The sequence below is a fragment of the Ruminococcus champanellensis 18P13 = JCM 17042 genome, from assembly GCF_000210095.1.
Classification (GTDB): domain Bacteria; phylum Bacillota; class Clostridia; order Oscillospirales; family Ruminococcaceae; genus Ruminococcus_F; species Ruminococcus_F champanellensis.
This window is the reverse complement of the sequence record NC_021039.1, coordinates 1,641,686-1,656,890: the sequence shown is the minus strand read 5'-3', so window position 1 is coordinate 1,656,890 and position 15,205 is coordinate 1,641,686. Positions and strand designations below refer to the sequence as shown.

13 protein-coding genes are annotated in these 15,205 nt (G+C 53.8%); all 13 read right to left on the bottom strand.

What is annotated here, in order from left to right; all coding sequences use genetic code 11:
• Positions 1-8: 8 nt before the first annotated feature.
• The 13 genes from RUM_RS12110 to ftsZ all read right to left on the bottom strand — a co-directional run bounded on the left by RUM_RS12110 (position 9) and on the right by ftsZ (position 15,193).
• A complete protein-coding gene (locus tag RUM_RS12110) occupies positions 9-1,451 on the bottom strand; it encodes a DHHW family protein (protein ID WP_015558521.1) in 1,443 nt (480 codons plus the stop codon).
• Between the two features lie 12 nt (positions 1,452-1,463).
• On the bottom strand, positions 1,464-2,867 hold the full coding sequence (locus RUM_RS07400; RefSeq protein WP_015558520.1) for an MBOAT family O-acyltransferase: 1,404 nt from the start codon (positions 2,865-2,867) through the stop codon (positions 1,464-1,466).
• Between the two features lie 230 nt (positions 2,868-3,097).
• A complete protein-coding gene (locus RUM_RS07395; protein WP_015558519.1) occupies positions 3,098-4,357 on the bottom strand; it encodes a bifunctional folylpolyglutamate synthase/dihydrofolate synthase in 1,260 nt (419 codons plus the stop codon).
• Between the two features lie 43 nt (positions 4,358-4,400).
• Positions 4,401-7,022, bottom strand: coding sequence for a valine--tRNA ligase (locus tag RUM_RS07390; RefSeq protein ID WP_015558518.1), 2,622 nt, complete (start codon positions 7,020-7,022; stop codon positions 4,401-4,403).
• A gap of 169 nt (positions 7,023-7,191) precedes the next feature.
• Positions 7,192-7,704 (bottom strand): DNA-3-methyladenine glycosylase, encoded by a 513-nt coding sequence (locus RUM_RS07385; protein ID WP_015558517.1) that lies wholly within the window; start codon positions 7,702-7,704, stop codon positions 7,192-7,194.
• Positions 7,688-9,463, bottom strand: a complete 1,776-nt coding sequence (locus RUM_RS07380; RefSeq protein ID WP_015558516.1) for an Rqc2 family fibronectin-binding protein — start codon at positions 9,461-9,463, stop codon at positions 7,688-7,690. Before RUM_RS07380 ends, RUM_RS07385 begins: the two co-directional genes overlap by 17 nt.
• Positions 9,464-9,476: 13 nt before the next feature.
• Positions 9,477-10,244: a Nif3-like dinuclear metal center hexameric protein gene (locus RUM_RS07375; protein WP_015558515.1), complete on the bottom strand. Its 768-nt coding sequence runs from the start codon at positions 10,242-10,244 to the stop codon at positions 9,477-9,479.
• Entirely contained in the window at positions 10,234-10,923 is a 690-nt protein-coding gene (locus RUM_RS07370) for a tRNA (adenine(22)-N(1))-methyltransferase (protein WP_015558514.1), read from the bottom strand. The genes RUM_RS07375 and RUM_RS07370 overlap by 11 nt, the downstream gene beginning before the upstream one ends.
• Positions 10,924-10,984: 61 nt before the next feature.
• Complete coding sequence (locus RUM_RS07365; protein WP_015558513.1) at positions 10,985-11,188, bottom strand: DUF1858 domain-containing protein; 204 nt, start codon at positions 11,186-11,188, stop codon at positions 10,985-10,987.
• Between the two features lie 106 nt (positions 11,189-11,294).
• Positions 11,295-11,573, bottom strand: coding sequence for a zinc-ribbon domain containing protein (locus RUM_RS07360; RefSeq protein WP_015558512.1), 279 nt, complete (start codon positions 11,571-11,573; stop codon positions 11,295-11,297).
• Positions 11,574-11,673: 100 nt separating this feature from the next.
• The gene (locus RUM_RS07355; RefSeq protein WP_015558511.1) at positions 11,674-12,288 is read right to left on the bottom strand and encodes a sigma-70 family RNA polymerase sigma factor; all 615 of its coding nucleotides are present in this window, start codon (positions 12,286-12,288) and stop codon (positions 11,674-11,676) included.
• Between the two features lie 238 nt (positions 12,289-12,526).
• Positions 12,527-13,873, bottom strand: a complete 1,347-nt coding sequence (locus RUM_RS07350) for a coiled-coil domain-containing protein (RefSeq protein ID WP_015558510.1) — start codon at positions 13,871-13,873, stop codon at positions 12,527-12,529.
• A gap of 222 nt (positions 13,874-14,095) precedes the next feature.
• Positions 14,096-15,193, bottom strand: a complete 1,098-nt coding sequence (gene ftsZ, locus RUM_RS07345; RefSeq protein WP_015558509.1) for a cell division protein FtsZ — start codon at positions 15,191-15,193, stop codon at positions 14,096-14,098.
• Between the last annotated feature and the right edge of the window lie 12 nt (positions 15,194-15,205).

The following is a 15,205-nucleotide window of genomic DNA, read 5'->3' as shown; positions in this document are numbered from 1 at the left end:
GCCCCTCCTTATTGTGTGCGAATCTGTTCTATTTTCTTGGCATTGGGCCCGGTTGCGCTGAAGGTGTTCATGGCAAACAGCACATCCGTCACGTTGTGCTCCTTCATAAAGGAAATGGCATTTGGCTTGAAGTACCGCATGTCGATTACATAAATGTCCTCAAAGCTGTCCATAAAGTAGGGGGTCAGCGCATTGCCGTAGCTGTCCTTCACGATGCAGAGCGTTCTGCCATTCCGGGCGGAGGTCTGGATATGGGTAATTCTGTCGTCACTGCCCATGTATACCAGATACCAGCTGACAGGCTTCACCTTCTCCAGATTGATCAGCAGTCTGCCGGTGCGCTCGTTGCTCATGTCCGAGTTATAGTAGGTGGTGGTATAATCCTCTTGCGGCGCATAATATACGAAATCCTCCGGATTGTCCTTCAGAACGATATCCCCGGAATAACCATACAGCGTGCCTACATAACCGGGCTTTGTGATCTTCTCAAACTGAGAGATATCCCGGAAAGGAACCTGTGCCACGGATGCAAACTCCTGTGCCGCATAGTACGCAGCAATGGCGCCCCAGTGATGATCCGTCCGGGGATAGATCAGCTCATCCGCATGCTGTCCCAGAATGTCGTATACATTCACCGGCTTGACTCCGTCCAGGTACTGGTTGATATTATCGATATTCCCCTGCTCGCTGCCGATCAGGTTCTTATACTTGTCCGGCATATAGTAGGAACAGGGGGTGGGGATCACCATGGAGTATACGTTTACGTTCTCCCCCAGATCCGACTTGTATGCGTTCACATAGCTGGCGTAATTTCTGCCTGCCGCATAGCTGCCGCCATACAGCATGATGCCACGCTTTTTGTAGATCAGAATGTTGTTGCTGATCTCCCCGTCTTCCTTGCTGTCATCGTTCTCCTCCACCGCAACGGTGGTTGCAGCAGTGATCTGCTGGCTTTCCGCCGGCTGATCCGGCGCAGTGGTAACAGGCTCGGTGCCCACCTGGGTCTGGATGGGCTGGGTGGTCACCAGCGGCTCCGTTGTTTCCGGCTCGCTGTCCTTGTTTACATGCAGGGTGCCGTAAAACTTCACGTCATCCTCCATCTGCACCCCCATATGCCGCCGCATGGATGCAGTCAGATTCTTGAACCATTCCCGCTTGGGTACGGTGTCGTTGTAATAGTTTGCAATGTCCGCCGTGTACTTTCCGGAAATATAATCGCTCCAGGAAAAGGAAGGGAACTTGGCAAGGTTCCTGTTTTCGATCTCGGATTCCGTAGGGCGGGTGCCGAACAAAAACCACAAAGCCGTTCCGGTGACCAATGTGCCGATCACCAGTACATTCAGCAAATCGGTTTTCTGTCGGGCAGAATGATGACTGTGCCGGACTGGCTGCTTGTGTTCCGGTTTCTTCTCGGATGCAAGTTCAATATCCAGTTGATCCTTCGGTTCCATATGCGCACCCCCTTAAAAGCGAAAATACAGGAACGGATTGTTGGTGGCATCCACCAGCAAAATACTGCTTGTCACCAACAGCACCCCGTTGCACACAGCCTGCAGCACACCAAATGCCAGCTGCCGTCCCTCGGACTTCTTTGCAAGCTTTTCCAAGGTTTCCACAACCGGGAAGCAGCAGATTACCGCTCCGATCAGCAGATACAGATTGTTCGCAACAGACAGCTTGGTGAATTCATCGATAAAGCCATTGCCGCCAACACCGATCAGGTTCTTGAAGAACTGGCCCAACTGGGGCAGCTTTTCAAAGTAGAAGATACCAAAGCCGATGACGATAACGATTTTGGAGTAGATATGCCGCACTGCCACCGGGATCTGCTTGATACGCTTTTTACCCAGCAGTCGCTCAAAGCAGATAAAGATGCCGAAATACAGACCCCAGATGATATAGTTCCAGCTTGCGCCATGCCACAGACCCGTGCAGAACCAAACCAGGAACAGTCCACCGTATGCCCGGCGCTTGCCGAAGATGGGGATGTACAGCAGATAATCCCGGAAGAAGGTGCCCAGAGAAATGTGCCAGCGCTGCCAGAACTCTGTAATGTCCTTGCACAGAAAGGGATGCCGGAAGTTTTCGTCAAAGTGGAATCCGAACAGCCGTCCCAATCCGATTGCCATATCTGAATAGCCGGAAAAGTCAAAGTAGATCTGCATAGCGTAAACCGCAACCGCATACCAGGTGCCCAACACGGAAACATGATCCAGATCACCGGTGAAGAATGCGTCTACGATGGTACTCAGATGGTTGGAAAGAATGACTTTTTTGCCCAGACCGATCATGATCCGGGTCAGACCCTCGCTGATGTCATGGGCAGTGGCATACCGTTTGGACAACTCCGGCTCGATGGTGCTGTACCGGACGATGGGGCCAGCCACCAACTGGGGGAACATGGATACATACAGCAGGAATTTGGAATAGCTCCGCTGAGCCCGGATCTTTTCCCAATAGCAGTCCACCACATAGGAAATAGTCTGGAAGGTATAAAAACTAATGCCAATGGGAAGCCGGATGTTGGGAACGGGCAGATGAATGGAAAACAACGCATTGATGTTTTCAGCGGTAAAGGCGCTGTACTTAAACAGAAACAACAGCCCCAGATTCAGCACCAAAGAAGAAACCAGTGCAGTTTTTGCACCGGCTTTCCCCCGATATTTTTCGATCAGCAGTCCGAACAGATAGTTTGCCGTGGCACTGAATACCAGCAGCAGCACCCACAGGGGCTCTCCCCAGGCATAAAAGACCAAAGAAAAAAGAATCAGTACATTGTTTTTGTATTCGATTTTCGGTGCCAGCCAATAGGCCAGCAGACATAATGGTAAAAACAAATACAAAAAGAAAAGACTGGAAAATACCATAAAAACAGCCTCATTTCTTTTGTTGAAATCATTCTCTACACAAACAGGGATCCTTCTTTCGCTCTGCCGGATCAAAAACCATCCAGCCCCGAAAAACAGGGCTTTGCAGGATCTTTCCTTTCAGGCGAAGCAGCTTGTCATGTTTCTTTTTCGACAAGATCCCCAACATAATTTCATTATACTACAAAGAAATGCCGCTTGCAATAGCAAACGGCAACTTTTTTGAATCTTCACATTTTGTTCATATCCATCTCTGCCAAAAACCGGCTGGCAAGGTACAGAGAACCACAGATCACAGCAGTTCCCCCATGGGCTTTTGCAAGCTGCACCGCTTTGGTATAAGCCGCTTTCAAGGGCAGGGGCATTGCGGAAATGCGGGTGAATGCCTCCGCCAGGGTTTCCGCCGGCACACTGTTGGGTGCGTATCCATCCACACAAAATGCCTGCTCCAGCACCTGCTCCAGATTCCCCACAGCATGCTGATAATCCTTGGTGTCGATCAGCCCCACCACCCCGTATATGGGCTTGGGAGCGCAGGCGTTCAGCGTATCCCGCAGCGCCTCTGTGCCGTCCGGATTATGCCCCCCGTCCAGCAGGGTCAAAGGCTCCCGGCACAGCACCTGGATCCGGGCAGGCACCTTCCCATGCAAAAGCCCCTGTTGGATGGCTTCCTCTGAAATGGGATATCCCAGCTGCTCCAGCACATGCAGCACACAGACCGCAGTCATGGCGTTGTGGATCTGATGCAGTCCAGGCATGGAAATTTCATAGGGTCTGTCTCCATACACAAAGGATGCCCCGGCAATATCCTGCCGCCGGATCTCCAAAGGAATCTGCTCCGCCTCCTGCAAAGGGGCATCCACCACCGCCGCCCGGTTTCGCACCACGCTGCATACCTCCGGCAGATTGGCAGGTGCCAGCACCACCGGACGATGGGGCTTGATGATCCCTGCCTTTTGCCAGGCGATCTGCTCCACCGTATTCCCCAGCAGGGCGGTGTGATCCAGGGAAATGGAGGTGATGACGCTTACCAGGGGATCCACCACGTTGGTAGCGTCCAGCAGCCCCCCGATGCCCACCTCCAGAAACACCAGCTCACACTGACGCTCCAGAAAATACAGCAGAGCGATCGCAAGGGTGATCTCAAACTGGGAAAAGGGCAGCTCCGGCGCATGCTCCCGCACCTGCTCCCCCAGTCGGCAAAGCGCATCCCGGGGGATATTCTCCCCATTGACCCGAATCCGATCCTCGTAGCACAGAATATAGGGAGAGGTGAACATGCCTGTTTGGATGCCGGCGGTCATGGAGGCTTCCGCACAGTAGGTCAGGGTGGAGCCTTTGCCGTTTGTACCGGCTATGTGGACGAATTTCAACTGCCGGTGGGGATTCCCCAGCGCATCCAGCAGTGTTTCCATCCGGCTCAGATCCGTCACCGGTGCCCCTGTGTGCCCAAAGTGATTGATGTATTTCATTGTCTGTGCATATGTCATGTTCTCACCTCAGAAAAAGGGAGGACTTCCGTCCTCCCCATCCTTATTTTTTCAGTCCTGCAATGGACTGCATGATCTTTTCCATTTTGTCCTTTGCCTTTGCGAGCTTTGCCTGCTCCGCCTCAATCAGCTTTGCAGGAGCCTTTGCCAGGAAGCCCTGGTTGTTGAGCTTGCCCCCAAGGAAGTCCAGATCCTTCTGTACGGCTGCACGCTCCTTTTCCAGCCGTGCCAGTTCCTTTTCCTTGTCCACCAGTTCATCCATGGGGATGAAGATCCGGCAGGCATCGGTTACTGCGGTCGCTGCATCCTCCATGGTAAAGCCGGATGCCACTTCCACGCCGGATGCAAACGCCAGCTTTTCAAAGAACATGCCGCAGGAACGGAACAGCTCCTGATCCTGGGTCTCGATGCATACCTTCGCCTTTACAGAAGGCGGAACGTTCATGGAGGTACGCAGATTCCGGATTGCAGAGATGGCTGCGATCACCTTTTCAAAGGCATCCGCATCCGCCCGGTAATCCAGAGCCGGGTCAAATTCCGGATAACGCTCCAGCATAATGGGAGTCTTGCCGCCGGTAAGCGCCTGCCAGATTTCCTCGGTAATAAAGGGCATAAAGGGATGCAGCAGCTTCAGCATGCCCTGCATTACCCAAACCAGAACCGCCTGGGCGCTTTCCTTGGTTGCGCCGCCAGCCATGATACGGGGCTTGGTCAGCTCAATGTACCAGTCACAGTATACATCCCAGATGAAATCGTACAGCTTGGAAACTGCAATGCCCAACTCAAACTTGTCCAGATTCTCGGTAACCGCCTTGCACAGGTCATTGAACCGGGTCAGAATCCACTTATCCTCAATGGTCAGGCTTTCCGGCAGACCGGTAAGCTCGTAATCCTCCGGCAGATTCATCATAATAAACCGGGAAGCATTCCACAGCTTGTTGGCAAAGTTCCGGGACGCCTTCACCTTTTCGTCCATGTAGCGCATATCATTGCCCGGCGCATTGCCCGTTGCCAGCATGAACCGAAGGGCATCCGCACCGTACTGGTCAATGACCTCCAGGGGGTCAATGCCGTTGCCCAGGGACTTGGACATCTTTCTGCCCTGGGAATCCCGCACCAGACCGTGGATCAGCACCGTGTCAAAGGGGATCTCCTTCATGTGCGCCATACCGGCAACGATCATACGGGATACCCAGAAAGTGATGATGTCATAACCGGTAACCAAAGTAGAAGTGGGATAGAAGTAATCCAGTTCCTCGGTATGATCCGGCCAGCCCAACGTGGAGAAGGGCCACAAAGCAGAGGAGAACCAGGTATCCAGAGTATCCGGATCCTGCCGCATGGGCTTGCCGCACTTGGGGCAAACCGCCGTATCCTCCTTGGTGACTACCAGCTCGCCGCAATCATCACAGTAAAAGGCAGGAATCTGATGTCCCCACCAAAGCTGACGGGAAATGCACCAGTCCCGGATATCCTCCATCCAGTTAAAGTAGTTCTTGTCAAAACGCTCCGGCACAAACTTGATCTTTCCGCTGCGCACCACGTCAATAGCAGGCTTTGCAAGCTCCTCCATCTTCACAAACCACTGGAGGGATACTCTCGGCTCTACGGTGGTGCCGCACCGGTAGCAGGTGCCTACGTTGTGAGCATGAGGCTCCACCTGAATCAGATAGCCTCCTGCCTCCAGGTCTGCCACAATGGCTTTCCGGGCTTCATACCGATCCATACCCGCATACTTGGGGTAATCCGCAATAATCTTGGCATCATCGGTCATCACATTGATTACCGGCAGATCATGCCGTCTGCCCACCTCAAAGTCGTTGGGGTCATGGGCAGGTGTGATCTTTACAACGCCGGTACCAAATTCCATATCCACATAGCTGTCTGCAACCACCGGGATTTCTCTGCCAACCAAAGGCAGAACCACGGTCTTGCCCACATACTGCTTGTAGCGTTCATCCTTCGGGTTCACTGCCACTGCCGTATCACCCAGCAGGGTCTCCGGACGGGTGGTGGCAAGCTCCAGATAACCGCTGCCGTCAGAAAGCGGATACCGCAGGTGCCAGAAGAAGCCGTCCTGCTCCTCAAATTCCACCTCTGCATTGGAAATGGAAGTGTGGCAGTGAGGGCACCAGTTGATGATCCGTTCTCCCCGGTAGATCAGACCTTCTTCATAATACCGGACGAACACCTCCCGGACAGCCCGGTTGCAGCCCTCGTCCATGGTAAAACGCTCCCGCTCCCAGTCGCAGGAGGAGCCCAGCTTCTTGAGCTGCTCTACGATTCTGCCGCCGTACTGCTCCTTCCATGCCCAGGCACGCTTTAAAAAGCCGTCTCTGCCGATATCGTCCTTGGTGATGCCCTCTTTCCGCATCGCCTCTACAATCTTTGCCTCTGTTGCAATAGAAGCATGATCCGTACCGGGCAGCCACAGAGTGCAGTAGCCCTGCATCCGGCGGTACCGGATCAGAATATCCTGCAAGGTTTCGTCCAGTGCATGTCCCATATGCAGCTGACCGGTGATGTTCGGAGGGGGGATGACAATGGTATAGGGGTTCTTTGTCCGGTCAACCTCTGCGTGGAAGCAGTGGTTGTCCATCCAGTAAGCATAAATCTTATCCTCAAAGTCCTTGGGACTGTAGGATTTTGCAAGCTCCTTGCGCATGTTGTTTCTCTCCAGTCATATAGGCAGCCGGAAATTGCCGCCTGAAATCAATATAAATCCAGTATAGCATAATTCGGGACAAAAAGCAAGGGCAATGCTCCACATTCCGCAGCATTGCCCGATGGCAACACCACACAAAGCACATTTGCCCCACAATCTTTGTGCTGTATTACGGCTTCAAGACGAATCGCCAGGGCTTTGCCGCCCACTCCGGGCCCGCATAATCGATGCCGACCCGGGGCTTTGTAATCAGCTCCGGCACAAAGCCGTCATCCTCCACCCAAATTCCGGTTTCCGGCTGCAATGGCTTACCGTTGCACGCTCCATCCAGCTGCAAATACTTGGTGAGCTTTCCGGGACCCGTATAGTCCGCCGCTGCCCGGAACAACACCCCCTGGGGCTGATCCGGCTCCCCGGTGATCACGTTCATCAGCCAGTGCATGCCGTAGCACAGGTAAATATAAATGATACCACTCTCTCCATACAAAAGCTCTGTCCGCTTTGTGCGTCCCTTGGACGCATGACAGGCACGATCCTCCTCACCCCGATAGGCTTCCGTTTCTGTGATCCGCACCCGGCGCAGGGAGCCGTCCGGCAATTGACGCACCAGCAGCTTCCCTACCAGTGCCGGTGCCACCTCCAGGCAATCCCGGTGAAAAAATGCATCATCCAGCGGTTTCATGAACGCCCTCCCTGCATCGCTCCAGAATTTCTTCGTCCGGCTTTACATATAGGGTCTGATAATTTGTAAAGATCACCATGCCGGGCTTTGCCCCGTTGGGCTTTTTTACATACCGCACCGGGCAGTAATCCACCGGCACCTGAGCCGAATCCCTTCCCTTGCTGTGATGGGCTGCCAGCAATGCTGCCTCGTAAATCGTAGACTCCGGGATCTCCCTGCCCTGACTGACCACGATCACATGGGAGCCGGGAATACCCTGGGTGTGCAGCCAGAGATCCTGCTTTGCCGCCTGCTTCAGCGTCAACTGATCGTTCTGCCGGTTGTTCCGTCCCACCAGAATCTGAAACCCATCCGAAGAACGGAACACCAACGGCGGCTGGGATCGGGCGGGCTTGGTACCACGGCGTGCAGCACGCAGATACCCCTCCCCTGCCAGCTCCTCCCGGAGCACTGCAATGTCCGTTTCACTGGTGCAGCGGGTCAATGCGTCAAACACGCTGTCAATGTAGCGGAGTTCCTCTTCCCCGTTCCGGATCTGTTCCACCAGCACTTTTTCCGCCGTGCTTGCCTTCCGGTACTTGGCATAATACCGCTGTGCATTCTGGGAAGGGGTCAGCCGCACATCCAGGGGGATCTCCACCGTGGGGCATGCGGGATCGTAAAAATTCTGCACCCGGGCAACCGCATCCCCCTTTTGCAGCTGATAGAGATTTGCCGACAACAAATCCCCCTTCTGCTTCATGTCCTCCTTTGCAGCGCACGCCGCCAGCTCCTCCCGCTGATTGGCAAGCCGCTTGGAAATCCGCTCCATGGTATGCATCAGCAGGGTAAACAGATCATTTGCCCGCTGCTTGAGCCGGGCATCCTGATCCCGCCGGGCATAAAATTCATCCAGAGTCTCACAAGCACTGGATGCTTCACTTTCCAGCATCAGCGTACCGTACTGGGCGATCCGCTGAAAGCAAAACTCCTTCAGCATGTCCTCCCGGGTACGCAGCGTGGCATAATGAGCAGGCTGCTCCCCCAGAAGGATGCTCCGGGTCTGCTGCATGGCAAATACCAACCGATTCGCCTGCTCCGGCTCAATCTGCTCACCGACTGGCTCACTGCCCCGAAAGGCGTAATACGCCCACTCCCGTGCCAGCAAAGGGGAAATGCCCTCCATGCCTGCCACCAGTTGCTTTGCCAGCTTTCCCGGCTGCATGGGTGTAACCAGCCGGGTCAGTGCATCCCGGTCCGCATCCAGCAGGCAAAGCCGTTCCTCTCTGGGGGGCATGGCGTAGGTCATACCCGGCAGTACCATACGCTCCCGGGATACGGAAGCGTCCACCCGACGCAGGCAGTCCAGAATGGTGCCATCCTGCCGGATCACCACCAGATTGGAGCAGCGACCCATGATCTCACAGGCAAGAGTAATGACCACGCTGTCCCCCAACTCATTGGTACACTGAAAGTCCAGAAAGAGGATCCGTTCCAGTCCATCCTGCCGGATGGCAATGAGCCGCCCCCCGGTGAGATGCTTCCGCAAAAGCATGCAGAACATAGGAGGCTTTGCAGGGTTATCCACTGCCACCTGGGTCATATGCACCCGGGCACTGCTGGGAGCAGCGGAAATCAGCAGCTTTCTTGCCCCCTGCTTTGTGCGAAAGCCCAGGATCACCGACTCCCGGGAGGGCTGATACACCTTGTCGATCCGCCCCTCCAGCAGGCAGTCCAACTCCCCTTGTATCATGTGCAGAAATGCACCGTCCAATGCCATGAAGATTCTCCTTTCAGAACTGATACTGTACCGGATCCCGGTTCGTCTCTGCATAAAAAACAGGAAGCTCCGGGAATGCCTGTCCCATTGCCTGCTCCAGTCGGCGCATCACCGGCACCTCCAGGTGATAATGCCCACAGTCAAACAGGGCAATGCCGGCGGATCGGGCAGCATACCACCGGTCGTGCTTCACATCCCCGGTGATAAACGCATCACAGCCTGCTCCGATTGCCTCCTCCAGCATGGAACCGCCGGAACCGCATGCAAACCCGATCCGGCGGATGGGCATGTTTCCGGCAGCATACCGCACCACCGTGCAATCCAGGCACTGCTTCAGTGCGACCGCCAGCTGTGCAGCATCCCAGCAGCGGTGGCTGTTCACTGCCATCCCAAAGCCCTCCTCCAGCATCTGCCCGGATTCCTCCAGTTCCAGTGCCGGACGAAGCAGTTCCAGCAGGGTGTTGTTTACGCCCTCGGCTGCTCTGTCCAAAGGGGTATGGGAACAGATCGCCGCCATACCATGCTGTACCAACCCGTACACAGGATGGGTGGGAGTCAACTGCCGCAGGGGGTCAAAGATCACCGGATGGTGGGCAAGGAGCAGATCACAATGCTTCCGGGCAGCCTCCTCCACCGCATCCGAAGAAATGTCCAGAGTCAGCAGTATCCCATGCACTTCCTGCTCCATACTACCCACCAGCAGGCCGGAGTTATCCCACCGTTCCTGACCTGCAAAGGGGGCGTATGCGTCCAGCCAGTTGTAAATTTCCTTAACCTGCATGCTCCTGCTCCTTTCCCTGTGCCCAGGCAGTCAATGCCGCCGCCAGTGCTTCTTCCGACCTGGCATCCAGTCCTGCCCGGGTCAATCCTGCCGCCTTTTTTTCCAGTGCATCCGTCTGCGCCTGTACATACGCCCGGGCAACGGGATCCCTTTGATCCAGCGCACCGACGCGAGCCTCCAGAGGAGATATGTTCCGCTTTTCCCCGGTATACTGCGCCTGCATCACCGTGTATAGCCGCTGCTCCTCCTGCACCGGAATCTCCCGGCACAAACCATAGCCGTTTTCCGCAAGCCAATTGCGCAGCAAGGGAGCTTTGGTCATGGGCTGCAAAATCAGGTTGGTGCCCCGTTGGAGCCAGTCTGCATGCTCCAGAATGCCACAAATGGTTTCCGCTCCCATACCGGCAATCACCACGTCCGTGATGCCGGCATCCGGCACCTGCTGCAAGCCATCCGACAGAAGGATGCGGATCCGGTCAGACAGCCCCCACCGGGCTGCTGTCTGTCGGGCATACTGCAGCGGGCCCTCGCCGATATCCGAAGCAATCACACTGGTGCAGATGCCCTGCTGCAACAGGTAAACCGGCAGATAAACGTGATCCGTGCCCACATCACAGCAGCATCCGGCACCGGACACCAGGCGGGCGCATGCCAGCAGCCGAGGGGATAAAGTAAGCATATGTCAGAACCTCCGATTGATGAATTGAAAAAAGAAGGGCGGCAATCTGCCGCCCGCCTGGTTACTTCTTCGCTGCGAAATGTGCGTTGAGCTTTGCGACCAGCTCATCCGGGTCAACCCCGTGAACGCTGCAAGCCTCTCCAACAGACTCGCCTCTTGCAGAGGGGCAGCCAAGGCAATGCATCCCCATCTCCAGGAAGAAGGGGGCAACCTCAAAATCCTCATCCAGGATATCCCCGATGATCGTATCCTTTGTAATTGTCATGATTTTCGCCTCCTGTTTCAGCATGCGCCATGGGCATGCTTTTATTCAACGAATGAAATGAAAGAAAAAGGAAAGCGCAACCGACTGGCTGCGCTTTAGAAGTCGATTATTCAGCTTCCTTCATCTTTGCAAAGCAATCGCTGCAGTATACTGCGCGATCTTCTCTGGGCTTGAACGGAACCCGAGCTACACCGCCGCAGCGTGCGCAAGTAGCTTCAAACATTTCTCTGTCAGACTTGTTTGCATTCTTTCTTGCATCTCTGCAAGCCTTGCAGCGCTGGGGCTCATTTACGAAACCCTTTTCAGCGTAGAATTCCTGCTCGCCAGCGGTGAATACGAATTCGTTTCCGCATTCCTTGCATACCAGTGTCTTGTCTTCGTACATGTTTTTTTACCTCGCTTTGAGTTTTTTGAACCTCGGACGGATTCGCACCGACACCTTTGATAAACAACGCTCTGAAATTTAAGCTACCCGGTCATATAGATCAGGAATCAGAGTTCCTGAATTGATCAGCCATCCAGACTGATTTTAACTTACGCCGCACCCGCTGCATAGCATTGTCCACAGACTTTTCCGTGATATGCAGACGTTCTGCCATCTGCTCATACCGCAGACCGCATAAAAACAATTTAAAGATTTCAAGCTCCCGTTTGGATAATACCAGATCCATCTCCCGGTATAATTCGTGCAGCCGCTCCTTTCTCAAAAGGATCCGCTCCGGATCGTCATCCTCAACCTCATTCTGAACCTGGGCTGCGGATTCTGCATCCTCCACCGGCAGGGCTGTATGCCTGGTACGGATCAGCGCCGATTTCATTTTATTGGTGATGCAAACATCAGCAAACGTGGAAAACTTGATTTCACGGTTGGGATCAAAATGCGCAATGGCATTCATCAGTCCCAGCATTCCCTCCTGCGCCAAGTCTTCCGCATCCACAACTGCATTTGCCATTGTGTTTGCCTTCACCCAGATCAGCTTCATATAGCGAGAGATCAGCTCCGCAGTAGAATCCGAGCACTTTGCCGCTGACAGCGCCAGTTCTTCATCGGATCGTTCCGTCTGCCGCTTGCCAAGATCCTGTTCACGTTTCTGCTCCATGCCATCCTTCACCAATCAAATCACTTTCGGGATACCAGTCTAATCATATACGCAAACGCATCGTTTGTCAAGATTATAATGCAAATAAGTTTAAATATAGGAAAGAAAACGGCAAAATGTATGAAGGAAACCACGTTTTTTCAGTGGTTTTGCACATGCAAAATCATACAATTCCTGCTTTCTCCGAACTCCGGACGAAAAAGCGGCGCCGAATGGCGCCGCCATACGTTCCTACCTATTACAGCGTCCAGCTGTCATTATCATTACCGCCATTCTTGGCTGCTTCTTCAACGGCCTTGGTCAGATCGTCAAAATCAAAGCCAAAGTTAGCCGGCTTCTTGACGCCCTTGTTGGGGGCAGCATTTACCGCAGACTCCTGCTTGGGCGCATCATGCTTTACGGGCTTCTGCTCCGGTGCCTGATGCAGCTTAACTTTCAGCTCATCCGCCATGGCAGCCTTGGGCTTTTCAAATGCATCCGCCTTGGGATCCGGCACATCTCCCACAGTCTTGCGGGCTTCCATTGCCACGCTCTGGGCTTCATCCAGCCGCTTTGCAGCCTGATCGGTCAACTGATTGATGAGATTTGTGATCTCTGTCAGCTTCTTGGTCACGCCGTCGATCTCGTTGTTCAGCATCTGCCGCACTGTACCGGTCATTTCGTTTGCGGTCTTTGCCTTTGCATTAGCATCATCAATGGTAGCATCCGCCTTGGCATTGGCCTCCATGATGGTTGCTTCGATCACAGACTCAGCGTCCGCAATCTTTCGTTCAGCCTGTGCATTCGCCTCGCTCACAATGGACTCAGCCTGCTCCTTAGCCTCTCGTGTGGTCTTTTCAGCCGCATTGCGGGCTTCCAGAGTCAGCTTCTTTGCAGTCATCTGTGCCTCTGCAAACAGAGCACCCATATCGAAGCTGGGCGGCATGGAGGAATCCCCTGCCGTCTTCAGATCATCCACTTCATCCTGCAGCTTCTTGACATCCTTCTCCAGGGAAGCGATCTTCTGATCCTTCTCTGCGATGGCAGCGTCCTTGGTCATCAGCTGTTCGGACTTTGCCTTCAGCTCTGCCGCCTTTTCAGCCAACTGGCTGTCACGCTTTGCGATCTCCTGCTTCATGATCGCATCGTCCACATTGGGAACAGCCGGAATCGCCTCCGCCGGCTTTGCAGCCAGATCTGCCTTCAGCTTTTCGATTTCCTTCTCCAATGCAGCCTTTACATCCTGGAACTTGGCAGCATCCTGCTTCAGCTTTTCATTTTCAGCCGTCAGTCGCTGATTTTCCGCAGTCAGCTTGCCGGTATCCCCACCGGCATTCTTAGCCTGATTCTCCAGATCCTCCTTCGCCTTCCGCAGTGCAGCGTTTGCTGCTCCCAGATCCGAGCGAAGACCCTTGATCTCATTTTCATACTTCTGCGCCTGCTGCTGATCCAATCCCGGACCCGCTGCGCTTTCCTGCGCTTCCTTCAACTCGTTTTCGAGTGCAACAATTTTGGAATTCAGTTCATCCACATATGCCAGAACATCTTCCTTGACAAAGCCGCCGCCAATTTTAGTAGGGCGCAATAACAACATCGGCTGATCCATAGTAATGTCGCTCCATTCCACGCACTTAAAATCAATAGAAGCCGGGGAACAGCATATGTGCGTCCATGCTGCTCCTATATCGTGTGCTTCCTTCCATGTTGTTAATTATAACATAAAATGAGATTGATTTCAACGTACATTTCGTACAATATTTCCTGTCATTTTCGTGCAAAATGTCGGAAACAGAAAACGGGCTGTTGCATTCAACAGCCCGTTCCACAATTATTTCTTGTCCAGGATCTTAAAAATTTCATCCAGATCATCATCCACCTGGTCTGCCTGCGGCTTGGCAGCAGGCTGTGCCGGTGCAACCGGATCCTCATCCAGCAGCGGATTGCTAATGGGAATTACCTTTTCATCCGGATCGTCAAAACCGGCAGCGATCACGGTAATGGTCATCTCATCGTTCATATCTTCCTTGAATGCAGTGCCGAAGATGAACTCTACGCCGGGTGCAGCAGTGTCGGTGATCATCTTCGTTGCGGTATCCACCTCGGAGGACAGGATATCCTCGGACATGGTGATGTTGATCAACAGACGGTGTGCGCCGGCAATGGATGTAAGCAGCAGCGGGCTGGAAATAACCTGGCTTGCAGCCTCCTCTGCCTTGTTCTTGCCGGAGCCGTGTCCGATTGCCATATGTGCATAGCCGGCACCCTTCATGATGGTGGAAACGTCTGCAAAATCCAGATTGATGTAGCCTTCCTCCACGATCAGGTCGGAAATGCTCTTGACACCGGTCTTGAGAATGTCATCGGACAGCGCAAAGGACTCCTTCATGGTCAGAGGCTTGTCAATACCAACCAGAAGCTTTTCATTGGGGATCACGATCAGAGAATCCACATACTTCATCAACTCATCAATACCACGCTCAGCCTGTGCCATTTTCTGCTCGCGCTCGAACAGGAAGGGCTTGGTAACAACCGCAACGGTCAGAATGTTCATCTCCTGGGCGATCTGTGCAACCACCGGAGCCGCACCGGTACCGGTACCGCCGCCCATGCCTGCGGTGATGAATACCATATCCGCACCCTTCAGAGAATTTGCAATCTCGTCCTTGTTTTCCTCAGCGGAACGCTGTCCCACATCCGGCTTGTTGCCGGCACCACGGCCCCGGGTCAGCTTTGCACCGATCTGGATCTTGGAAGTAGCCTTGGAATTGTTCAGCGCCTTTGCGTCCGTATTCACTGCAATATATTCAATGTTCTTGACGCCGGCATTGACCATACAGTTCAGCGCATTGCCGCCGCCGCCGCCAACGCCGATCACCTTAATATTCACCTGCGGGTCGAATGCTTCCTCGTAGATAAAGTCAGTCATTTGAAAGTCCTC